22 protein-coding genes are annotated in these 20767 nt (G+C 61.4%); 8 read left to right on the forward strand and 14 right to left on the reverse strand.

Going from position 1 to position 20767, the window contains the following annotated elements:
* Positions 1–28: 28 nt before the first annotated feature.
* The gene (gene yiaY, locus J3P75_RS21150) at positions 29–1177 is read right to left on the reverse strand and encodes an L-threonine dehydrogenase (RefSeq protein WP_434708059.1); all 1149 of its coding nucleotides are present in this window, start codon (positions 1175–1177) and stop codon (positions 29–31) included.
* 153 nt (positions 1178–1330) lie between these two features.
* On the opposite strand from yiaY, the gene J3P75_RS21155 reads away from it, so the two are divergent.
* Positions 1331–2350, forward strand: coding sequence for a DUF4917 family protein (locus tag J3P75_RS21155; protein WP_434708060.1), 1020 nt, complete (start codon positions 1331–1333; stop codon positions 2348–2350).
* Positions 2351–2452: 102 nt separating this feature from the next.
* Here the strand turns inward: J3P75_RS21155 and J3P75_RS21160 are convergent, their stop codons facing one another.
* Entirely contained in the window at positions 2453–2995 is a 543-nt protein-coding gene (locus J3P75_RS21160) for a helix-turn-helix domain-containing protein (protein ID WP_434708061.1), read from the reverse strand.
* Positions 2996–3101: 106 nt separating this feature from the next.
* Between J3P75_RS21160 and J3P75_RS21165 the strand changes: the two genes are divergently transcribed.
* Positions 3102–3884 (forward strand): aldolase, encoded by a 783-nt coding sequence (locus tag J3P75_RS21165; RefSeq protein ID WP_434708063.1) that lies wholly within the window; start codon positions 3102–3104, stop codon positions 3882–3884.
* Positions 3885–3906: 22 nt separating this feature from the next.
* Positions 3907–4788, forward strand: a complete 882-nt coding sequence (locus J3P75_RS21170; RefSeq protein ID WP_434708064.1) for a dihydrodipicolinate synthase family protein — start codon at positions 3907–3909, stop codon at positions 4786–4788.
* Positions 4789–4937: 149 nt separating this feature from the next.
* Here the strand turns inward: J3P75_RS21170 and J3P75_RS21175 are convergent, their stop codons facing one another.
* Both J3P75_RS21175 and J3P75_RS21180 read right to left on the reverse strand, forming a co-directional pair.
* Positions 4938–5282, reverse strand: coding sequence for a YegP family protein (locus tag J3P75_RS21175; protein WP_394506161.1), 345 nt, complete (start codon positions 5280–5282; stop codon positions 4938–4940).
* Between the two features lie 161 nt (positions 5283–5443).
* Entirely contained in the window at positions 5444–6025 is a 582-nt protein-coding gene (locus J3P75_RS21180; RefSeq protein WP_434708065.1) for a DJ-1/PfpI family protein, read from the reverse strand.
* Positions 6026–6257: 232 nt separating this feature from the next.
* Between J3P75_RS21180 and J3P75_RS21185 the strand changes: the two genes are divergently transcribed.
* Positions 6258–7163, forward strand: coding sequence for a DMT family transporter (locus J3P75_RS21185; protein ID WP_434708066.1), 906 nt, complete (start codon positions 6258–6260; stop codon positions 7161–7163).
* A 61-nt stretch (positions 7164–7224) separates the two neighbouring features.
* Here the strand turns inward: J3P75_RS21185 and J3P75_RS21190 are convergent, their stop codons facing one another.
* The 4 genes from J3P75_RS21190 to J3P75_RS21205 all read right to left on the reverse strand — a co-directional run bounded on the left by J3P75_RS21190 (position 7225) and on the right by J3P75_RS21205 (position 10780).
* Positions 7225–8451, reverse strand: a complete 1227-nt coding sequence (locus J3P75_RS21190) for a class I SAM-dependent methyltransferase (RefSeq protein WP_434708067.1) — start codon at positions 8449–8451, stop codon at positions 7225–7227.
* Between the two features lie 289 nt (positions 8452–8740).
* The gene (locus J3P75_RS21195) at positions 8741–9358 is read right to left on the reverse strand and encodes a TPM domain-containing protein (RefSeq protein WP_090282170.1); all 618 of its coding nucleotides are present in this window, start codon (positions 9356–9358) and stop codon (positions 8741–8743) included.
* Positions 9359–9390: 32 nt separating this feature from the next.
* The gene (locus J3P75_RS21200; protein WP_434708068.1) at positions 9391–10146 is read right to left on the reverse strand and encodes a TPM domain-containing protein; all 756 of its coding nucleotides are present in this window, start codon (positions 10144–10146) and stop codon (positions 9391–9393) included.
* A gap of 25 nt (positions 10147–10171) precedes the next feature.
* Positions 10172–10780: a LemA family protein gene (locus J3P75_RS21205; RefSeq protein WP_203421059.1), complete on the reverse strand. Its 609-nt coding sequence runs from the start codon at positions 10778–10780 to the stop codon at positions 10172–10174.
* A 252-nt stretch (positions 10781–11032) separates the two neighbouring features.
* Here J3P75_RS21205 and bglX point away from each other — a divergent pair, with 252 nt between their 5' ends.
* On the forward strand, positions 11033–13324 hold the full coding sequence (gene bglX / locus J3P75_RS21210) for a beta-glucosidase BglX (protein ID WP_434708069.1): 2292 nt from the start codon (positions 11033–11035) through the stop codon (positions 13322–13324).
* Positions 13325–13504: 180 nt separating this feature from the next.
* Here bglX and J3P75_RS21215 read toward each other — a convergent pair whose 3' ends face one another.
* The 5 genes from J3P75_RS21215 to J3P75_RS21235 all read right to left on the reverse strand — a co-directional run bounded on the left by J3P75_RS21215 (position 13505) and on the right by J3P75_RS21235 (position 17873).
* Positions 13505–14662 (reverse strand): phospholipase D-like domain-containing protein, encoded by a 1158-nt coding sequence (locus J3P75_RS21215; RefSeq protein WP_434708070.1) that lies wholly within the window; start codon positions 14660–14662, stop codon positions 13505–13507.
* Position 14663: 1 nt separating this feature from the next.
* Positions 14664–15254, reverse strand: a complete 591-nt coding sequence (locus J3P75_RS21220) for a YceI family protein (RefSeq protein WP_434708071.1) — start codon at positions 15252–15254, stop codon at positions 14664–14666.
* Positions 15255–15456: 202 nt separating this feature from the next.
* Complete coding sequence (locus tag J3P75_RS21225) at positions 15457–15753, reverse strand: amidase (RefSeq protein ID WP_434708072.1); 297 nt, start codon at positions 15751–15753, stop codon at positions 15457–15459.
* Complete coding sequence (locus J3P75_RS21230) at positions 15750–16829, reverse strand: serine hydrolase domain-containing protein (RefSeq protein ID WP_434708073.1); 1080 nt, start codon at positions 16827–16829, stop codon at positions 15750–15752. Before J3P75_RS21230 ends, J3P75_RS21225 begins: the two co-directional genes overlap by 4 nt.
* Before the next feature lie 168 nt (positions 16830–16997).
* Positions 16998–17873 (reverse strand): acyl-CoA dehydrogenase, encoded by an 876-nt coding sequence (locus tag J3P75_RS21235; RefSeq protein ID WP_434708074.1) that lies wholly within the window; start codon positions 17871–17873, stop codon positions 16998–17000.
* Between the two features lie 153 nt (positions 17874–18026).
* Here J3P75_RS21235 and olsB point away from each other — a divergent pair, with 153 nt between their 5' ends.
* Positions 18027–18782: an L-ornithine N(alpha)-acyltransferase gene (gene olsB / locus J3P75_RS21240; RefSeq protein WP_125917726.1), complete on the forward strand. Its 756-nt coding sequence runs from the start codon at positions 18027–18029 to the stop codon at positions 18780–18782.
* Positions 18782–19576: a lysophospholipid acyltransferase family protein gene (locus J3P75_RS21245; protein WP_434708075.1), complete on the forward strand. Its 795-nt coding sequence runs from the start codon at positions 18782–18784 to the stop codon at positions 19574–19576. Before olsB ends, J3P75_RS21245 begins: the two co-directional genes overlap by 1 nt.
* A gap of 106 nt (positions 19577–19682) precedes the next feature.
* Here J3P75_RS21245 and J3P75_RS21250 read toward each other — a convergent pair whose 3' ends face one another.
* Positions 19683–20267 (reverse strand): ACP phosphodiesterase, encoded by a 585-nt coding sequence (locus J3P75_RS21250; RefSeq protein ID WP_434708076.1) that lies wholly within the window; start codon positions 20265–20267, stop codon positions 19683–19685.
* Between the two features lie 167 nt (positions 20268–20434).
* Between J3P75_RS21250 and J3P75_RS21255 the strand changes: the two genes are divergently transcribed.
* A complete protein-coding gene (locus J3P75_RS21255) occupies positions 20435–20737 on the forward strand; it encodes an ArsR/SmtB family transcription factor (protein WP_007917068.1) in 303 nt (100 codons plus the stop codon).
* Positions 20738–20767: the final 30 nt, after the last annotated feature.

Consider the following 20767-nt stretch of genomic DNA (forward strand, 5'->3'; position numbering starts at 1 on the left):
CTCACATTCATTTGCCCAGTCTCGCTTTTCAAAACGCGTTGCGAAAGATCTCCTCGATCTGGCGCTGATCCGCCGCCCGTGGATTGGTCAATCCGCAAGCGTCCTTCAAGGCGTTGGCGGCGAGCAGCGGAATGTCGCTGAGTTTGGCGCCCAGCTCGCGCAGGCCGCCGGGAATTTCGACGTCCCTGGCCAGACTGCGGATTGCGTTGATCGCGGCCTGCGCGCCCTCTTCCGCGCTGAATCCACGAATGTCTGCCCCCATCGCATGGGCGACGTCTCTCAGTCGCTCAGCACACACTTGCGCATTGAACGCCTGCACATGCGGCAGCAACACCGCATTGCACACGCCGTGCGGCAAGTCATAGAAGCCGCCCAACTGGTGCGCCATGGCATGGACGAAACCCAGCGAAGCATTGTTGAAGGCCATGCCGGCGAGGAACTGCGCGTAAGCCATGTTTTCCCGTGCGGCGAGGTCGTTGCCATCGCGCACGGCCAGGCGCAGGTTGTTGCTGATCAGGCTCATGGCCTTGAGCGCGCAGGCATCGGTGATCGGATTGGCGGCGGTCGAGACATAAGCTTCGATGGCGTGGGTCAGCGCGTCCATGCCGGTTGCCGCGGTCAGGCCTTTGGGCATGGCGACCATCAGTTGCGGGTCGTTCACCGACAGCAGCGGCGTGACGTTGCGATCGACGATGGCCATTTTCACGTGGCGCGATTCGTCAGTGATGACGCAGAACCGGGTCATTTCACTGGCGGTGCCGGCGGTGGAGTTGATCGCGACCAGCGGCAGCTGCGGCTTTGCCGATTGATCGACGCCTTCGTAGTCGCGAATGTGCCCGCCATTGGTCGCGCAGAGGGCGATGCCTTTGGCGCAGTCGTGGGGCGACCCACCGCCAAGCGAGACGATGAAATCGCAGTCGCTGGCCTGCAACAGCGCCAGCCCGGCCTCGACGTTGGCGATGCTCGGGTTGGGTTTGGCGCCGTCGAAAATCACCGAGTCGATGTCCTGCATCGCCAGTTTCTCCGCCACCCTAGTCGCAACGCCGGCCTTGGCCAGACCGCTGTCGGTGACGATCAACGCCTTGCGAAAAGCGTAGTTGCGGATGGCGACCATGGCTTCGTCGAGGCAGCCGCTGCCCATGATGTTGACCGCCGGAATGAAGAAGGTGCTGCTCATCGTGTGTCTCCTGACTGGGCCGGTTCGAGCACTGCGCTCCGGCGGATGCACACAGGATCGAACGATCGGTCACGACGGATGTTGATCTGGCTCAATGCCCGCTCGTGATAAAGTCGCCGCCCATCTGCCCCTTTGTTTTGAGACGCCTGCGCAATGACTGATTTTCTGAATGTCGACGCCACCCTCGAAGACTGGAACGCCCTGCGCGCCGCGACCGATTTCAACGGTTTGCTGGTGGGCAACGGCGCCAGCCGCGCGGTATGGGACGACTTCGGCTACGACTCGCTGTTCGAAAACGCCCGCACCGTGGAAGAAAAACCCCTGAGCGCCTCGGAGCTGGCGGTGTTCGATGCGCTGCAAACGCGCAGTTTCGAGCAGGTACTCGGCGCACTGAAAACCACCAGCCGGGTCAACAAGGCACTGGCCGTCAGCTCGGCGGCGCCGCGCAATCGCTACTACGCGATCAAGGAAGCGCTGATCAACACCGTGCACGCCATGCACATCCCGTGGCGGCTGGTGCAGCCGTCAACGCTGGCGACGCTCAATGAAGAACTGGCACGCTATCGCACGGTGTTCACCACCAATTACGATTTGCTCAACTACTGGGCGCTGCAACACAACAGCGCAGTGATCGACGATCTGTTCAACGGCCCGAACGCCAGTTTCGACCTGAGCGAAAGCGCCACCGACAAACCGCGTCTGCTGTACTTGCACGGTGGTCTGCATCTGGTGCGTAACCAGGACGGCACGGCGCGCAAGCTGACATCGACCGAGGGCACGCTGCTCGGCAGTTTCGCCATCAACAACACTTTGAAAACCCTCGATGACGTGCCGCTGTTCGTCAGCGAAGGCCCGAGCGCGGACAAGCTCAAGACCATCCGCAGCTCGGATTACCTGTCGTTCTGTTATCAGCAGTTATTGGGCCACGGCGGCAGCCTGTGCATCTTCGGCCATGCCTTGGGTGAGCAGGATGCGCACATCGCCCGCGCGCTGCGCCTGGCCAAACCGGCGAGCGTGGCGATCTCGATCTATCCGCGCAGTGCGCCGTTCATCCAGCATCAGAAGCGCCATTACAGCAAGGTGTTCGACGGCACCGGGGTCGAGTTGCGGTTCTTCGATGCCAAGAGTCATGCAATGGGCAATCCGAAGTTGTCGGTGCCGGTCGAGGTTTAGCGGCGCGGCCTCTGGCGCTTTCGCGAGCAGGCTCGCTCCCACAGGGGATCGCATTTCAACTGTAGGAGTGAGCCTGCTCGCGATGGCTTCAGCCCAGGCATCTCATTCCTCGGCGCTGTGCACCACCACCAGCAACTGCGCCTGCACTTCCCCGACCGACCTGATCCGATGCGGTTTCTGCGCGTTGAAATGCAGCGCATCGCCGCGCTCGAGCAGAACTTTTTCGTTCATGAAATCTACTTCCACCTGCCCTTCGTGGACGAACAGAAACTCTTCGCCCAGATGTTCCTTGAAGCTCTTGTCAGTGAACTCGCCGGGCGGGTAGATGATGAACGGCAACAGGCTGCGCTCGCTGACCTGATGCGCCAGCACCGCATAACCGGGGCTCTGGTCGTTGGCCGCCAGTGACTGGCGCTCGTGGCTGCGCACCAGGCTGTAGCTGTCGAGGCTGACGTTGTCTTCGGAGAACAGCTCCTCGACTTTTACATTCAATGCCTTGGCCAGTTTCAACGCAGCGGCAATCGACGGCGTATTGAGACCGCGCTCGACTTTCGACAGGTAGCTCTTGGTCATGCCGGATTTTTCGGCCAATGCCTCAAGGGTTACGCCAAGTTTTTTTCGCAACAATTTCAATCGGATAGACATGCGCAACGATTATTCCAGCAAGGAAGCGACGATTCGTGCTTGCCAATGACACTTTGTGTTATATAGCCTCTCTGGTGTCATTTGCTCTCACCCAAAGGACACACACATGGCCAAGACCTTAGCATTACCTAAAGCGCAACTGGTGCAGCAAGCGCTGTCCCAGATGCAAAAAAGCCTGGCGGATAATACGTGGACGGACCGGCAAAAGCTGGCCCTGACCTGCCGAATTCTTTTCGAAAACGGTCATGACTCAGGTCTGGCCGGACAAATCACTGCCCGTGGCCCGCAGCCTGGCACCTATTACACTCAGCAACTGGGCCTGGGATTCGATGAAATCACCGCCAGCAATCTGTTGCTGGTCAATGAAGATCTGGAGGTGCTCGAAGGGCACGGCATGGCCAACCCGGCCAACCGCTTCCACAGTTGGGTGTACCGCGCCCGCCCGGATGTGAACTGCATCATTCACACGCACCCGACCCACGTTGCCGCGCTGTCGATGCTGGAGGTGCCGTTGCAGATTTCCCACATGGACCTGTGTCCGCTGTACGACGATTGTGCATTTCTCGAAGGCTGGCCGGGCGTGCCGGTGGGTAACGAAGAAGGCGAACTGATTGCCAGCGCGCTCGGCGATAAACGCGCCATCCTGCTTTCGCACCACGGCCAGTTGTCGACCGGCGCGACGATCGAAGAAGCCTGCGTCATCGCACAATTGATCGAACGTGCGGCGAAACTGCAATTGCTGGCAATGGCCGCCGGGACGATCAAGCCGATCATTCCTGAACTGGGCCGCGAAGCCCATGACTGGGTATCAAAACCGAAACGTCACGCCGCCGCTTTCAACTACTACGCTCGGCAGAACCTGCGCCAACACGCCGATTGCCTGAACTGAACCCTTTTACGGAGAGACACATATGTCGACCATTCACGGCATCATCGGCTACACCATCACCTCGTTCGGCGCTGGCGGCGAAGGGCTGGACCTGCCGGCGCTCGGCCAGTCCATCGATCGTCTGATCGACAGCGGCGTCCACGCCATCGCCCCGCTGGGCAGCACCGGTGAAGGCGCCTACCTTAGCGATGCGGAGTGGGATCAGGTCGCCGAATTCAGTATCAGGCATGTCGCCAAGCGAGTGCCGACCGTGGTCAGCGTCTCCGACCTGACCACCGCCAATGCGGTACGCCGCGCACGTTTCGCCGAAACCCACGGCGCCGATGTGGTGATGGTGCTGCCGGCCTCGTACTGGAAACTCAGCGAAGCGGAAATTCTCGCTCACTACCGTGCGATTGGCGAAAGTATCGGCGTGCCGATCATGCTCTACAACAACCCGGCCACCAGCGGCACCGACATGTCGGTTGAACTGATCCTGAGCATCGTCAATGGCGTGGAAAACGTCACCATGGTCAAGGAAAGCACCGGCGATATCCAGCGCATGCACAAGCTGTACTTGCTCGGCGAAGGCCAGGTACCGTTTTACAACGGCAGCAACCCGCTGGCGCTGGAAGCCTTCGCGGCCGGGGCGAAAGGCTGGTGCACCGCGGCACCGAACCTGATCCCGCAATTGAACCTTGATTTGTACGAAGCCGCGCTGGCCGGCGATCTGGATCGCGCCCGGGCGCTGTTTTATCGCCAGTTGCCGTTGCTCGAGTTCATCCTCAAGGGTGGCTTGCCAGCGACGATCAAGGCCGGCTTGCGCCAGACCGGGCTGGAATCGGGCGATCCACGCTTGCCGGTGTTCCCGCTCAGTGCGGCTGGGTGCGAACAGTTGCAGGCGATTCTGGACACCCTGCGCTGACCTCACTGGCACCACAAAGCCCCCTGTAGGAGTGAGCCTGCTCGCGATAGCGGTCTGTCGGTCGACATCTCTATCAAAGCTGATGGCCTCATCGCGAGCAGGCTCGCTCGCACATTTGGAATGCAGCCATCTGTGGAGGGCAGGTGTATTCAGAGGACAGGCACGGTCTTGTCCTTGATCACCTTGGTCGCGCCGTTGCTTTTGACACTGGCGATACCTTTGTCGCAGGCGGCATCCGAGGAGTAGGCCTCGCTGCTGCCGATGACCTGGTGATTGGCCGCTTTCAGATTGAAATAGGGATGGCCGTCCTTGGTCGACTTTTTCTCGTAGCGCTCGTCCACCGCGCTGTTGCTCTGCACGGCGGCGATGCCTCCGTCGGCGCCGGCGCGCGTGGTGTACAGCTCGCTGGTCAGAATCGTTTCGGCATTCGCTGCTTTGAGCACGAACCTGAACTGGCCGTTGCTGCTCTTGCTGACTTCGTACCATCCGGACATGCGTATTGCTCCTTGGCGATTTAGGCAGAGTGCGCTTCAGAGTAAAGACCAGCGCGGGCTATCTGTCGCCTGTTGCAGCGCCACCGCCAGCAAGCTGGCTCACACACCGGAACACATTCCCTGTGGGGGCGAGCCTGCTCGCGAACGGGCATGACCGCTCACTACAAAATGATTTGCGTGCCGAGCAACCCGAGGAACCCGGCCAGCCAGTTCGGGTGGGCCGGCCATGCCGGTGCCGTGGCCAGATTGCCCTGCACATGACCGTCGGTGACGGCGATGTCGATGTAGGTACCGCCGGCCAAGCGCACTTCCGGTGCACAGGCCGGGTACGCGCTGCATTCGCGTCCTTCGAGCACGCCCGCCGCCGCCAGCAGTTGCGCACCGTGGCAGACCGCGGCGATCGGTTTGCCGGCGTTGTCGAAGGCGCGCACCAGTTCAAGGACTTTCTCGTTCAGCCGCAGATACTCCGGCGCACGCCCGCCAGGGATCAGCAGCGCGTCGTAATCGGCTTCGCTGACCTTGGCGAAGTCGAAATTCAGGGCAAACAGATGACCGGGTTTTTCGCTGTAGGTCTGATCGCCTTCGAAATCATGAATCGCGGTGCGCACGGTTTGCCCGGCGGCTTTGTCCGGGCACACGGCATGCACGCTGTGACCGATCATTTGCAGGGCCTGGAACGGCACCATCACTTCGTAGTCTTCGACGTAATCGCCGACCAGCATGAGGATTTTTTTGGCGGGCATGGGGAGGTCTCCTGCGGGAAAGGTCTGGGAGTATTCAAGGTAGACCGAGTCATCGTTCATCGCGAGCAGGCTCACTCCTACATCTGGAATGCGTTCCCCTGTAGGAGTGAGCCTGCTCGCGATGGCGTCGGCAAACTGTACGTCTCAATTTGTGTCTGTCTGTAACAGCCTGAAGCGTGCGGTTTATGGCTAGATGGAGGACTTCCAGCCACCTTCAAATCCGGTCCCTCTCATGTCCTCGCGCGAAAACACCGGCATGGCCCTCGGCCTGCTCGGTGTGGTGATTTTCAGCCTGACCCTGCCCTTCACCCGCATCGTGGTGCAGGAACTGCATCCGCTGCTCAACGGCTTGGGGCGGGCGCTGTTCGCGGCGATCCCGGCGGCGCTGTTGCTGTTGTGGCGTCGCGAGAAGTGGCCGAGCTGGCAGCAAGTCAAAGGCCTGAGTCTGGTGATCGCCGGGGTGATTCTGGGCTTTCCGGTGTTGTCGGCGTGGGCCATGCAAACGTTGCCGGCGTCCCACGGTGCGCTGGTCAATGGTTTGCAACCGCTGTGCGTGGCGCTGTACGCGGCGTGGCTGTCCCATGAGCGCCCGTCGAAAGCCTTCTGGGCTTGCGCCGCGTTGGGCAGTGCGTTGGTGCTCGGTTATGCCTTGTACACCGGGGCGGGCAGCATTCAGGCCGGGGATTTGCTAATGCTCGGGGCGATTGCTGTCGGTGGGCTGGGTTACGCCGAGGGCGGCCGCTTGGCCAAAGAAATGGGCGGCTGGCAGGTGATCTGCTGGGCGCTGGTGCTGTCGACGCCGCTGTTGATCGGGCCGGTGTTGTATTTGGCCCTGCAACATCAGGGCGCGGTGTCGACCAAGGCCTGGTGGGCGTTTGGTTACGTTGCACTGTTTTCGCAGTTTCTCGGATTTTTCGCCTGGTACGCCGGGCTGGCCATGGGCGGCATCGCCCGGGTCAGTCAGATTCAACTGTTGCAGATATTCTTCACCATCGCCTTTTCGGCGCTGTTCTTCGGCGAACACGTCGAGCCGGTCACTTGGGTGTTTGCCTGCGGCGTGATTGCCACGGTCATGCTTGGGCGCAAGACCGCAGTGAGAGCCCCAGTGGGAGCGAGCCTGCTCGCGAAGGGGTCGTAACAGCCAGCATTATCGTCGACTGTCAGTCCGCTTTCGCGAGCAGGCTCCCACAGGTTTCGCGTCAGGCCAGGTAGCCGTCGGCGCGCAGCAGGGTTTCCAGGCAGTGTTCGCTGATGTGGTAGAAGTCTTTCAACTCCTGAATCTTCAGCAACAACTGCGCCGGGTTCACCGGCTCGGCGCGTTTCACCGCCAGGATCATCTTGTTCTTGTTGGTGTGTTCCAGCGAGATGAACTCGAACACTTTGGTCTCGTAACCGCAGGCTTCAAGGAATAGCGCACGCAGGCTGTCGGTGACCATTTCCGCCTGCTGGCCAAGGTGCAAACCGTATTGCAGCATCGGTTTGAGCAGCGCCGGGCTCTGGATCTGCAGGCGGATCTGCTTGTGGCAGCACGGCGAGCACATGATGATCGACGCGCCCGAGCGAATGCCGGTGTGGATCGCGTAATCGGTGGCGATGTCGCAGGCATGCAGGGCGATCATCACGTCCAGCTCGCTTGGCGCGACGCTGCGCACGTCGCCGCACTTGAACACCAGCCCCGGATGCTCGAGTTTCGCCGCTGCGGTGTTGCACAGGTTGACCATCTCCTCGCGCAGTTCAACGCCGGTGACTTCGCCTTCGGCCTTTAAGGTGTTTCGCAGGTAATCGTGGATCGCGAACGTCAGATAGCCCTTGCCCGAACCGAAATCCGCCACCCGCACCGGCTTGTCCAGCGCCAGCGGTGACGAGGTCAGGGCGTGGCTGAAGACTTCAATGAACTTGTTGATCTGCTTCCACTTGCGCGACATCGCCGGGATCAGCTCGTGCTGGGCATTGGTCACGCCGAGGTCTTGGAGAAATGGCCGGCTCAACTCAAGAAAGCGGTTTTTCTCGCGGTTGTGCTCGGCGGACGGCGCCTCGCGCAATTGCTGAGCTTTGCTCTTGAACAGCGAAGACTTGCCCTTTTTGCTGTATTCGAGCTGAGCTTCGTCACTCAGCGCCAGCAAATGCGCATTCTTGAACGAGCTCGGCAGCAGCCCGGCAATCGCCGCTACGCCGTCAGTCAGGGGCAGGTTCTTGATGATGTCGCGGGTCTTGTAGCGGTAGACGAAGGACAGGTGTGGCTGGGCCTTGACCGTCACCGGTTTGATGATCACCCGCTGCAGATCCGCCTCGTCACCGACGTACTTGGCCAGCACCAGTTTGATGAAGCCATTCTGTTCGAGGCTGGTTTGCAGCAGCTCGATGAACTGGGCGTGGTGGTCGGGCGCAGACTTTGCGGACGGCGCGGATGGGGCGGTGACAGACATGAAAAAGCGGCCTCGGACGGGCGAAATCGGGAATGGCGGGTATTTTAGGGGGGATGGGGGTTGCGGACACGTGCTTATTTACTGAACGGTTGGTTTGAGTACTTTAAAAGCTACCCTCACCCCAGCCCTCTCCCGGAGGGAGAGGGGGCCGACCGCGTTGTTTCAGCGAGTTGCACCGACCTGAAATACCCAGTCGAACTCAGGTCTCGAAAGCCACAAATATCGGCTCCCTCTCCCTCTGGGAGAGGGCTGGGGTGAGGGATTGCGATCTCAAGCAGGAAGAACCCTTTCAGCCCAACACCACCAACCGATTCGGCAACTCATTCCTCACCTGCGTCACCGGCACATGCACTTTCAACAACTCGCCACACGCCTCGATACAGGTGACAAACCCCTCCAGCGTGCGCCCCTGCCTTACCTGCTCGGTAAACGCCGCAACAATCACATCCCAGTTCTTGTTGTCCAGACGCCGCGAGATGCCCTCATCCACCAGAATCTCCACATACCGCTCAGCCTCGCAGACAAAAATCAGCATGCCGGTGCTGCCCACGGTGTGATGCAGGTTCTGTTCAAGAAACTGCCGCCGCGCCAGATTCGAAGCGCGCCAGTGCCGCACTCGGCGCGGGACCAGATGGGTGGTGATTTTCGGCAGGCGGAACAGCAGGCACAGCACGATGAACAGGCCCCACTGCACCATCAGCAAGCTGCGCAAGGTCAGCCAGCCGGTCAGGTAATGCACGACGCCCGGCAGCACCAGCGCCAGCAGACTGGCCCAGAGCAGCGGGATGTACGCATAGTCGTCGGCGCGCGCAGCCAGCACCGTGACCAGTTCGGCGTCAGTGTCGCGTTCGACCCGGGCGATCGCCTCGGCGACTTTGCGTTGTTCGTGTTCAGTCAGTAATGCCATTCGAAAAATGCCTGCTCGTTATTGTTCTGTGCTCACCAGCCGCCGGACGAACCACCGCCGCCGAAACTGCCTCCGCCGCCGCTGAAGCCGCCTCCGCCGCCACCGCCCCCGCCGAATCCACCGCCACCCAAGCCGCCCCCGCCTCCGGAGCCGCCACGGCCGGCGGGCAGGATACCGAGCATCTGGCAGACAAACACCGTCAGGATGAACAACATCACCAAAAACATGAACAGCGCCGGATGCCGCGAGATGAAATCATCGGCCGGGTCGCCACTGGATTCGTACACCGTCGATGGCTCGTCCAATGGATTGCCACCGAGCACCACCAGCATCGCCGCCACCCCGTCGCTGATACCTTTGCCGAAATTGCCGGCCTTGAACGCGGGCGTGATGACCTGATGGATGATCACCGACGCCTGCGCATCGGTCAGCCGGTCCTCGAGGCCATAACCGACCTCGATGCGCAGCTTGCGCTCGTCACGGGCGACGATCAGCAGTGCGCCATTGTTCTTGTCCTTCTGGCCGATGCCCCAGTGCCGGCCCAGTTGAACGCCGAAATCCTCAATAGTGGTGCCCTGCAGGTCGGGCAGCGTGACCACTACCACCTGCTCGCCGGTCGCCTGTTCGTGGGCCTGCAATTGCTGGCTCAGCTGCGCGCGCAGCGACGGCTCGAGCATCTGCGCCTGATCCACCACGCGGCCGCTCAGCGTCGGGAACGTCAATTCGGCCTGGGCGCTGACGGCAAACAGCCAGAGCATCAACACCAGGCCCGTTTTCAACACGCGCATGCATAACCTCATCGCCAACATCGGATCAGAACTTCACTTCCGGGGCCTTTTCCGCGCCGGGCGTGGTGGCTTCGAAGGTTTCGCGCATCGGCAGATCGCTGTACATCACGCTGTGCCACAGACGCCCGGGGAAGGTGCGGATCTCGGTATTGTATTTCTGCACCGCCAGAATGAAATCGCGCCGCGCCACAGCGATGCGGTTTTCCGTGCCTTCGAGCTGCGATTGCAGGGCGAGGAAGTTCTGGTTGGCCTTTAGGTCGGGATAGCGTTCGGACACCACCATCAGGCGGCTCAACGCGCCGGTCAGTTGATCCTGCGCCTGCTGGAATTGCTTGAGTTTCGCTGGGTCGTCGAGGGTGCTGGCATCGACCTGGATCGACGTGGCCTTGGCCCGCGCTTCGATCACGGCGGTCAGGGTTTCCTGTTCATGGGCGGCATAACCTTTGACCGTTTCCACCAGATTGGGGATCAGGTCGGCGCGGCGCTGGTATTGGTTCTGCACCTGGCCCCAAGCGGCTTTGGCCTGTTCGTCGAGGGTCGGGATATTATTGATGCCGCACGCGGTCAAGAACGTAGCCAGCACCAGCAGCGTGGCCACTTGCAAACGTGAGCGGTAGGTCGGGCTGATCGTCATTGCGGTGATGCTCCTTTGATTAAAAACCGCGCGCTGGACATTCCGGCACGGCGGTTGGGGCATAATCGGCCCCGCCACTGGATTGCGACGGGCTTATGGGCTAAAAAGTGCCCTTCGTGTTCACGCTGCCGCTGTCGACTGTGGTTTTTTGGCTCTGAATATTCGAGCCGGCACCCGAACAACAATAGTCGCTCCTTACATTTTGGCTGGCCGGTGTTTCGTCACCGTTTGGGCCCTTGAGAAAAAACATTCATGAAGAAGCTGTGTTTGCTGGGCCTGTTCGTCAGCCTGGCCAGTCACCAGGTACTGGCCGCCACGACTCCGGTCCCTCTGGAAAACAAGGACGCGTTCATCAGCAACCTGATGGGCCAGATGACCCTCGATGAAAAGATCGGCCAGTTGCGCCTGATCAGCATCGGCCCGGAAATGCCTCGCGAGCTGATCCGCAAAGAGATCGCCGCCGGTAACATCGGCGGCACCTTCAATTCGATCACCCGCGCGGAAAACCGGCCGATGCAGGACGCCGCCATGCGCAGCCGCCTGAAGATTCCGATGTTTTTCGCGTACGACGTGATCCACGGTCACCGTACGATTTTCCCGATTCCGCTAGCCCTCGCCTCAAGCTGGGACATGGACGCCATCGGCCAGTCCGGTCGTGTGGCGGCGAAAGAAGCCGCCGCCGACAGCCTCGACATCACCTTTGCGCCGATGGTCGACATTTCCCGCGACCCGCGCTGGGGCCGCAGCTCCGAAGGTTTCGGTGAAGACACCTACCTGACCTCGCGCATTGCCGGAGTCATGGTCCGCGCCTACCAGGGCGCCACTCCGAGCGCCGCCGACAGCATCATGGCCAGCGTCAAGCACTTCGCCCTGTACGGCGCGGTCGAGGGCGGTCGCGACTACAACACCGTCGACATGAGCCCGGTGAAGATGTACCAGGATTATCTGCCGCCATACCGCGCCGCGATCGATGCCGGCGCCGGTGGGGTGATGGTCGCGTTGAACTCGATCAATGGAATTCCGGCCACGGCCAATACGTGGCTGATGAACGATCTGCTGCGCAGAGATTGGGGCTTCAAGGGCCTGGCAGTCAGCGACCACGGGGCGATTTTCGAGCTGATCAAACACGGCGTCGCTCGCGACGGGCGTGAAGCGGCGAAGCTGGCGATCAAGGCCGGCATCGACATGAGCATGAACGACACCCTGTACGGCAAGGAACTGCCGGGGCTGCTCAAATCTGGCGAAATCGAACAGAAAGACATCGACAACGCCGTGCGCGAAGTGCTCGCCGCCAAATACGACATGGGCCTGTTCAAGGACCCGTACCTGCGCATCGGCAAGGCCGAGGATGATCCGGCCGACACCTACGCCGAAAGCCGTCTGCACCGCGCCGAGGCCCGTGAAGTGGCACGACGCAGTCTGGTGCTGCTAAAGAACCACAACGAAACCCTGCCGCTGAAGAAAGACGCGAAAGTCGCGCTGGTCGGCCCGCTGGCCAAAGCGCCGATCGACATGATGGGCAGTTGGGCCGCCGCCGGCCGCCCTGCGCAATCGGTGACGCTGTTTGACGGCATGAGCGCGGTGATCGGCGAAAAATCGAAGCTGATCTACGCCCGTGGCGCCAACATCACTGGCGACAAGAAGGTCCTCGACTACCTGAACTTCCTCAACTTCGATGCGCCGGAAGTGGTCGATGATCCACGCCCGGCCAGTGTGCTGATCGACGAAGCGGTGAAAGCCGCCAAAGACGCTGACGTCGTCGTCGCGGCAGTCGGCGAATCCCGTGGCATGTCCCACGAATCCTCCAGCCGTACCGACCTGAACATCCCGGAAACCCAGCGTGAGCTGATCCGCGCCTTGAAAGCCACTGGCAAGCCGCTGGTGCTGGTGTTGATGAACGGCCGCCCGCTGACCATTCTCGAAGAGAACCAGTCGGCTGACGCGATTCTGGAAACCTGGTTCAGCGGCACCGAGGGGGGCAACGCGATTGCTGACGTGCTGTTCGGCGACTACAACCCGTCGGGCAAACTGCCGGTGACCTTCCCGCGCTCCGTCGGGCAGATTCCGACCTACTACAACCACCTGAGCATTGGCCGGCCGTTCACCCCGGGCAAACCGGGTAACTACACCTCGCAGTATTTCGATGACACCACCGGGCCGCTGTTCCCGTTCGGTTATGGCCTGAGCTACACCACCTTCGCCCTCAGCGACATGGCCTTGTCGTCGACCACGCTGAATGCCACCGGCAAGCTCGACGCCAGCGTCATGGTCAAGAACACCGGCAAGCGTGACGGCGAAACCGTGGTGCAGCTGTACATTCAGGACGTCACCGGCTCGATGATCCGCCCGGTGAAAGAACTGAAGAACTTCCAGAAAATCATGCTCAAGGCCGGCGAACAGAAAGTCGTGCACTTCACCATCACTGAGGATGATCTGAAGTTCTACAACGCCCAGCTCAAGTACGCGGCAGAACCCGGCAAATTCAACGTGCAGATCGGCCTGGATTCGCAGGACGTGACGCAACAAAGCTTCGAATTGCTCTAACCGCCACACACACTGATCGTTCCCACGCTCTGCGTGGGAATGCCTCAAGGGACGCTCCGCGTCCAATGACGCGGAGCGTCACGGGCTGCATTCCCACGCGGAGCGTGGGAACGATCAAAGTTGACTGACACACCGCTATCGCGAGCAGGCTCGCTCCTACAATGATTTGTGGGAGGCCGACTAGCCGCGTCTATCGAGGATGTTGACCACCAACCGATCCACCCAGCCCCACACCCGCTGCTTGACCCGCCGCCACAACGGCCGGCGCTGCCATTCCTCGAGGCTGACCAACTGACTCAGCCCGAAGTCCCTGACAAAACTCGCCTCCACTGCCGCCGTCAACGACGGATCCAGCGCCTCCAGGTTCGCTTCCAGATTGAAGCGCAGGTTCCAGTGATCGAAGTTGCACGAACCGATACTCACCCATTCGTCCACCAGCACCATTTTCAGGTGCAGGAAGCACGGCTGGTATTCGAAGATCTGCACGCCGGCCTTGAGCAGTCGCGGGTAGTAGCGATGCCCGGCGTAGCGCACTGACGGGTGATCGGTGCGCGGCCCGGTCAGCAGCAAACGCACGTCGACGCCGCGCGCAGCCGCCTTGCGCAGGGAGCGGCGGATTTTCCAGGTCGGCAGGAAATACGGCGTGGCCATCCAGATGCGTTTCTGCCCGCTGTTCAGCGCGCGAAACAGCGATTGCAGAATGTCGCGATGCTGGCGCGCATCGGCATAAGCCACGCGGCCCATACCCTCGCCCTTGTCCGGCACGCGCGGCAAACGCGGCAGGCCAAAATGCGCTGCCGGACGCCAGGCGCGGCGGTAGCGGTTGGCGATCCACTGGCGATCGAACAGCAATTGCCAGTCGATCACCAGCGGGCCGCTGATCTGCACCATCACTTCGTGCCACTCGCTGGCGTCCTCGCCCGGGGTCCAGAATTCGTCGGTGACACCGGTGCCGCCGACCACCGCCAAACATTGATCGACCAGCAGCAATTTGCGGTGATCGCGATAGAAATTGCCGACCCAGCGCCGCCAGCTCAAGCGGTTATAGAAACGCAATTCAACCCCGGCAGCGGTCAGGCGCTGACGCAAGTGCAAGGTAAACGCGAGGCTGCCGTAATCATCGAACAGGCAGCGCACGCGCACACCGCGCTCGGCCGCCGCCACCAGTGCCTGGACGATGGTGTCGGCGCAGGCGCCGGCCTCGACCAGATACAGTTCCAGTTCGATCTGTTCTTTGGCGGCGGCGATGTGCTCGAGCATCCGCGGAAAAAATTGCGGGCCGTCGATCAACAGCTCGAAGCGGTTGCCGTCGCGCCAGGGAAACACTGCGCCGCGCATGTCAGCGCGCCGTGAAGATCAGCACCGCACCCACCGGTACCGACAGACTGATGGCCGACAGATCGGCGAGTTTGCGCAGGCTTTCCAGCCCTGGCGCGAGGTCGAAATCCGCCGCGTTGATCACCAGCGGCTCCAGCGTCACGACTTGAAAACGCCGATCATCAAGGCGCGTCGCCAGCAGCTCGGCGGGATATTCGTGTTGCTTGCCATGCAGCTTGACGGTCAGCGGCAGGCGCAATTCCAGCTGCGCACCGGGGGCCAGATCATTGATCGGGCGCAGGTCGATCTGCGTGGTGATGGTCGCTTCCGGGAACTGCTCGATCTGGAACAACTCCTTGCGCATCCGCTCATCGCGCAGCGGAATGCCGCTGTTGATCGACTCCAGCTCGACCTCGACTTCGGCCCGCCCATTGGGATCGACCTTGCCGTGCAGCACCAGAAAGCGCTGCACTTCGGAAACGCTAGCGTTTTTCGTGCTGACGAACGACAGCCGCGACGACTCGCCGTCCAGATACCAATTGGCCTGGGCCGGCAATACGGCGGCGGCCAGCAGCAGGCAAGAAAGGGTTTTGCAGAGGGAGCGGTTGAACATTGAGCACTCGTGGGGGCGATAAACCTGCACGAACCTTAACCGCCTCCACGGTTATTGCAAACTGGAGTTCACCCCAGATTGATAGGCTAACGAAATCCTGTAGGAGTGAGCCTGCTCGCGATTCGGAATATCAGTCGACATCTTTTAAAATGTCAGACCGCTATCGCGAGCAGGCTCACTCCTACAAAGGGATTGGGTGTGGTCACGGAATGAGGCGGCAACCGTGGCGTTCGTTCTGCCACTGCGCGCTATTGCTGCGGCCGATGCCGCTGACCGTGACGGTTTTGCTGGCACTGTCATCGGTGAACTGGCTGATCGGCAGCCACTGCTTTACATAGCCACGGCAGTATTCGGCGTCGTTGTTCATCACATAACGGCACGAGCAATATTCCTTGGCGGTGTAGGCGCTGATGATGTCCGGAAAGGCCCACAGGTTTTCACGTTCGTAAGCGATCCAGCCGAGCAGCATGACCAACACCACCAGCAACAAGCGCTTCATGGCTGCACCGCCTTGAGCACGCGCGCGAGCAATTCGTTGTGGCGGTAACTGCCATCGCGATCATCGGCGTAGCGCACAACCACCAGTTTCTGGCTGGGAATCACGTACAGCGCCTGGCCCCAATGGCCGAGCGCGGCGAAGGTGTCGGGCGGTGCGGCGGGCCATGGCGACGGGGCGGCGTTCGCCGCGCGATTGAGCCACCAGTGGCCGCCGGGCACGGCTTCGTCCTGACCCGCCTTGTAGCTGGCGAAGGGTTCCCGGTTGAACGCGACCCAATCCCTGGGCAGCAGTTGCCGGTCCTGCCAGCGTCCGTCGCGCGCCATCAGGAGCCCGACCCGCGCCAGATCCCGCGCGGTGAGGTAGGCGTAGGACGAGGCGACGAACGTGCCGCTGGCATCGATTTCCCAAACCGCGCGGCGAATCCCCAGCGGTTCGAACAATGCCGTCCACGGGTAATCGGCATAACGCTGCGGGCCGAGCATGCCTTTCAACGCAGCGGCGAGCAGGTTGCTGTCGCCGCTGGAATAACGAAACGCCCGACCCGGTTCAGCGTAGGTCGGATGATCAGCGGCGAACACGGCCATGTCGCGACGACCGCGGGTATAGAGCATCGCCACTACCGAGGATTTCAGCGGCGCGTATTCGTAGTCTTCCTGCCAGTCGATGCCCGAGGCCCAGTGCAGAAGGTCGGCGATTTTGATCCCCGGGTGGTTTGCCAGCGGCGGGTAATACTGCGCGGCCGGGTCTTCGAGCTTGAAGCGGTGTTCGCCATACGCCACGCCGAGCACGGTGGCCATCAGGCTTTTGCTGATCGACCAGGTCAGGTGCGCGGTTTGCGCGGTGGTCGGACCGGCGTAGCGTTCGTAGATGATCTGGCCGTCGCGGATGATCAACAAGGCGTCGGTGCGGATGCCTTGGCGGGTGCTGTCGTCGCGGGGTGGGAAGGCGTAGGTTTCCAGCGCCTCGACGGCTGGGCCGGTGATTGGCTGGGCGATTGACCATTGCTCGCCGGGCCATTGTTCGGCGTGGGCGGTGAGGCTGATGAGCAGCAGGAACAGGGACAGGCCTTTGCGCATGGTCGAGGCTCTGGGAAAAGAACCTGCAGAGCCTAGTTGGGGTTTATGACAGGACGGCGGCGTTTGGTGAATTGCTATCGCGAGCAGGCTCACTCCTACAGTTTGATCGCATTCCAGTTGAAGAAACACGATCCTCTGTAGGAGTGAGCCTGCTCGCGATGAGGCCCTTCAATTCGCCGACAAAGCCTTGGCCAACCGCTTCGCCCGAGCCCCCGCCGCCAATTGCATCACGCCCTTGTCCCGCTGCCACATCTGCGCCCACGCCACCGGGCCTGCGGCCAACGCTTGATCCACCTCCCCCGCCAGCGCCTCGAACTGCGCAAACAACCCACCCAGCAACACATGCCCGGCCGGATTATCCGGCGCTTGCCGGCTCACCTCGGCACACCCGGCCAACAGCCCCAACAAGCGCAATTGCAGGGTCTGCGGCCAGTCACTGTCCTGGCCAACGCCATATAGCCACGCGGTCATCGCGCTCAGCACGTAAATGTCTTCAAGGGTGCGAAACGGTTTGACGTACGCATCCCAGCCATCGCCGGCGAGCAGTTCGCACAACGCGCCATCCAGGTGCAGGCGACCGTGGCTGATGTCCGGCATCAACGGCAGCGCCGGCAGTGTTTCCACGGTCACGCCGGGCTCGCCGGGGTAGACCACCGCTAACGTCAGGCGCGGTGTTTCGTCGGGCTGCTCGCTGCGCGCGGCCACCAATAGCCAGTCAGCCGCATCGCCGGCCGTGACGAAATCCTTGCGCCCGCTCAGGCGCAAGCCGTTCAGCCGCGCTTGCATGTCCGCCGGGCGCAGGCTGCGCTGCTCGGTGGCGCACAACGCGCCGAGGCTCAATGGCGCGCTCGGCCAGAGCATGCGCAACGCCGCTTGATAGCCGATCAGAAACGCCAGCCCCGGCGTGGCCATGCGCCGCCCGCCTGCGACTGCGAGTTCGAACGGCGAGACCGTGCCAAGGGTCTGCAACAGCGTGGCGAAAACCTCAGCGAGGTCGGCGGCGGGCAAGCGTTCACTCCGTTGCAGCAAATCTGACCAGGGCACGGGCGCCTCCTTCTGGGCTGTCATATAAGCATCACCGAACGTTCATGGCGATGACACCGGGGCTACATAGCCTGACTTTGCACAACATGGCTGCATAAAGAAAGTCGATCGGCTGCAACCCACGACGGGTTCAAGGCCCGTACGGAGATTCACATGACGCAAATCGCCCGCATCAGCGACACCGGCAATGAACGCCGCCTGCAAGCCGAACGCCTGATCGGCGCCGAAGCCTTGCAGCAAGCCCAGGCCCTGCGCTTCGCCGTCTTCAGCGGCGAGTTCAACGCCAAACTCAAAGGCGCGGAACTGGGTCTGGACATGGATGACTATGATGTTCACTGCAGCCACATCGGCGTGCGTGACCTGAACACCGGGCGCCTGGTGGCGACTACCCGTTTGCTCGATCACGCCGCCGCCAGCAGCCTCGGCAAGTTTTACAGTGAAGAGGAATTCAGCCTGCACGGCCTCGCGCATCTGCAAGGCCCGATTCTGGAAATCGGCCGCACGTGCGTCGACCCGGCCTACCGCAACGGCGGGACCATTGCCGTGCTCTGGGGCGAGTTGGCCGAAGTGCTGAATCAGGGCGGCTACAGCTACCTGATGGGTTGCGCGAGCATTCCGATGCAGGACGGCGGCATTCAGGCCCACGCGATCATGCAGCGCCTGCGCGAACGTTATCTGTGCACCGAACACCTGCGCGCCGAGCCGAAAAATCCGCTGCCGACGCTGGATATCCCTTCCAACGTGATCGCGGAAATGCCGCCGCTGCTCAAGGCCTACATGCGCCTGGGTGCGAAGATTTGCGGCGAGCCGTGCTGGGACGAAGATTTCCAGGTCGCCGACGTGTTCATCCTGCTCAAGCGCGACGAACTCTGCCCGCGCTACGCCAAACACTTCAAGGCGGCCGTGTGATGAGCCGGCTGCGGGTGTACGCGCGAATCGCGCGGGTGCTGCTGGTGGTCTCGCTGGGCTTGAGCATGGCCAGCGTGTTCGGGGTGTTCGAGCGCATTGGTCTGGCGCATTCGATGGAGCGGCGCCAGCGCTGGTCGCGCTTTTTCATGGCGCGCCTGAGCAACGCCCTGCCCTTTCGCGTGAGCGTACATGGCGAGCTGCCGAAACAGCCGATGCTGTGGGTCAGCAATCATGTGTCCTGGACCGACATCCCGCTGCTGGGCATGCTCACGCCGCTGTCGTTCCTGTCCAAGGCCGAAGTGCGCACCTGGCCGGTAGCCGGCTGGCTCGCGGCCAAGGCCGGCAGCCTGTTCATCCGCCGCGGCTCGGGCGACAGCCAGTTGATCCGCAAACAGATGACCCGCCATCTGCAAAGCGAACACGCTTTGCTGATGTTCCCCGAAGGCACCACCACGGACGGCCGCTCGCTGCGCACTTTTCATGGGCGCTTGTTGGCGGCGGCGATTGATTCCGAAGTGATGCTGCAACCGGTGGCGATTCGTTATCTGCGCCATGGCGAAGTCGATACCTTGGCGCCGTTCATTGGCGACGACGATTTGCTCTCGCACCTGATGCGCCTGTTCAGCAATGACTGTGGCGACGTCGAAGTGCATTTGCTCAACCCGATTGCCTGTGAAGGCCGCGAGCGTGCGGCACTGGCGTTCGAAGCGCAGCAGGCGGTGCAGAAGGCGTTGTTTGGTGAAGTGGCTAAACCCGCAGAACCGCGTCGCGCAGGCGAATTGATCGCCGCCTGAAAGACGCATTACCCCTGTGGGAGCTAGCCTGCTAGCGATTACGGACTGTCAGTTGGAACATTGCTGAGTGACACACCGCAATCGCCAGCAGGCTGGCTCCCACAGTTTAGATCTTCAGGGGTTCGGCGTTTTGGGCAAAGTCCTGCAGTTGCGGGTAGAACAAACTGAAGTCTTCACTCAGCGGTTCATACAATCGCCGCAACTCCTGCATTGCCCCGGCCAACTCTTCGGGCCGGGTCAACCGCCGCGAAATCCCCCGCAGCACCTGCTCCAGTACTTCGAACTGCTGATACGACCCCAACCAGTCATTGGCGACCATGTGCGGTGCAATCTTCGCCAGCCGCTCCGGCAATTGCCGCTCACTGGAAAGCACTCGGTACACGCCAGCGGTAAACACCTCCAGCGGTTGCTCGGCATACAGCGACCAGTCCCGCGCCAGGCAATGATCGAAAAACACATCAAGGACGATTCCCGCATAACGCCGGCGGGTTTCGCTGAAGCGGCTCAAGGCGATGTCGACCAGCGGATGACGATCGGTAAATACGTCAATGCGCCGATGCAGCTGAATGGCCGCTTCGACTTGCGGAGCAAACTGCCCTTGCAGCCGGCCCTTGACGAAATCGCCGTAGAGGCTGCCCAGCAATTGCTCGGGGTGTGGGCCACCGAGGTGCAAATGTGCGAGATAGTTCATGAGCGCAGCTTAGCACTGCGCCAGGCGAGTCGGCAGCCCTATATCGTTATAACCCGATATAGCGATTCATGCGCTGATCAGAACCAATTCATATTGGTATATCGCGATCCAACGATTTAAAGTTCGCCTCATTGCGATATATCGCCACTGCCAACACGAGCCCTGTCATGAACCTCGACCTCGACGAAATAATAAAAGCCCTGGCGCACCCAGTACGGCGAGACATCCTCAACTGGCTGAAAGACCCCAAGAACGAATTCCCCGAGCAGTTGCACAACCACGAGTACGGCATCTGCGCCGGGCAGATCGACCAGCGCTGCGGCCTGTCGCAGTCGACGGTCTCTGCACACCTCGCGACGTTGCAACGCGCCGGTCTGATCAGCAGCCAGAAAGCCGGGCAATGGCACTTTTTCAAACGTAACGAGGACGTGATCCAGGCGTTCCTCAGCACCCTCAGTAAAGAGCTCTGACCCTTGACGTCAGTCAGCCGCAAGGAAAAC

Source organism: Pseudomonas sp. R1-1, from assembly GCF_051132135.1.
Lineage (GTDB): Bacteria > Pseudomonadota > Gammaproteobacteria > Pseudomonadales > Pseudomonadaceae > Aquipseudomonas.

Bases quoted from the DNA above. Each gene is read 5' to 3' on its own strand.
- J3P75_RS21205 (WP_203421059.1), bottom strand. From the start codon at position 10,780: ATGACGATCAGCCCGACCTACCGCTCACGTTTGCAAGTGGCCACGCTG.
- J3P75_RS21180 (WP_434708065.1), bottom strand. From the start codon at position 6,025: ATGCCCGCCAAAAAAATCCTCATGCTGGTCGGCGATTACGTCGAAGAC.
- J3P75_RS21245 (WP_434708075.1), top strand. From the start codon at position 18,782: ATGAGCCGGCTGCGGGTGTACGCGCGAATCGCGCGGGTGCTGCTGGTG.
- J3P75_RS21195 (WP_090282170.1), bottom strand. From the start codon at position 9,358: ATGGCATTACTGACTGAACACGAACAACGCAAAGTCGCCGAGGCGATC.
- J3P75_RS21215 (WP_434708070.1), bottom strand. From the start codon at position 14,662: ATGCGCGGCGCAGTGTTTCCCTGGCGCGACGGCAACCGCTTCGAGCTG.
- J3P75_RS21225 (WP_434708072.1), bottom strand. From the start codon at position 15,753: ATGAAGCGCTTGTTGCTGGTGGTGTTGGTCATGCTGCTCGGCTGGATC.
- bglX (WP_434708069.1), top strand. From the start codon at position 11,033: ATGAAGAAGCTGTGTTTGCTGGGCCTGTTCGTCAGCCTGGCCAGTCAC.
- olsB (WP_125917726.1), top strand. From the start codon at position 18,027: ATGACGCAAATCGCCCGCATCAGCGACACCGGCAATGAACGCCGCCTG.
- J3P75_RS21230 (WP_434708073.1), bottom strand. From the start codon at position 16,829: ATGCGCAAAGGCCTGTCCCTGTTCCTGCTGCTCATCAGCCTCACCGCC.
- J3P75_RS21220 (WP_434708071.1), bottom strand. From the start codon at position 15,254: ATGTTCAACCGCTCCCTCTGCAAAACCCTTTCTTGCCTGCTGCTGGCC.
- J3P75_RS21170 (WP_434708064.1), top strand. From the start codon at position 3,907: ATGTCGACCATTCACGGCATCATCGGCTACACCATCACCTCGTTCGGC.
- J3P75_RS21185 (WP_434708066.1), top strand. From the start codon at position 6,258: ATGTCCTCGCGCGAAAACACCGGCATGGCCCTCGGCCTGCTCGGTGTG.
- J3P75_RS21165 (WP_434708063.1), top strand. From the start codon at position 3,102: ATGGCCAAGACCTTAGCATTACCTAAAGCGCAACTGGTGCAGCAAGCG.
- J3P75_RS21250 (WP_434708076.1), bottom strand. From the start codon at position 20,267: ATGAACTATCTCGCACATTTGCACCTCGGTGGCCCACACCCCGAGCAA.
- yiaY (WP_434708059.1), bottom strand. From the start codon at position 1,177: ATGAGCAGCACCTTCTTCATTCCGGCGGTCAACATCATGGGCAGCGGC.
- J3P75_RS21160 (WP_434708061.1), bottom strand. From the start codon at position 2,995: ATGTCTATCCGATTGAAATTGTTGCGAAAAAAACTTGGCGTAACCCTT.
- J3P75_RS21255 (WP_007917068.1), top strand. From the start codon at position 20,435: ATGAACCTCGACCTCGACGAAATAATAAAAGCCCTGGCGCACCCAGTA.
- J3P75_RS21155 (WP_434708060.1), top strand. From the start codon at position 1,331: ATGACTGATTTTCTGAATGTCGACGCCACCCTCGAAGACTGGAACGCC.
- J3P75_RS21200 (WP_434708068.1), bottom strand. From the start codon at position 10,146: ATGCGCGTGTTGAAAACGGGCCTGGTGTTGATGCTCTGGCTGTTTGCC.
- J3P75_RS21190 (WP_434708067.1), bottom strand. From the start codon at position 8,451: ATGTCTGTCACCGCCCCATCCGCGCCGTCCGCAAAGTCTGCGCCCGAC.
- J3P75_RS21175 (WP_394506161.1), bottom strand. From the start codon at position 5,282: ATGTCCGGATGGTACGAAGTCAGCAAGAGCAGCAACGGCCAGTTCAGG.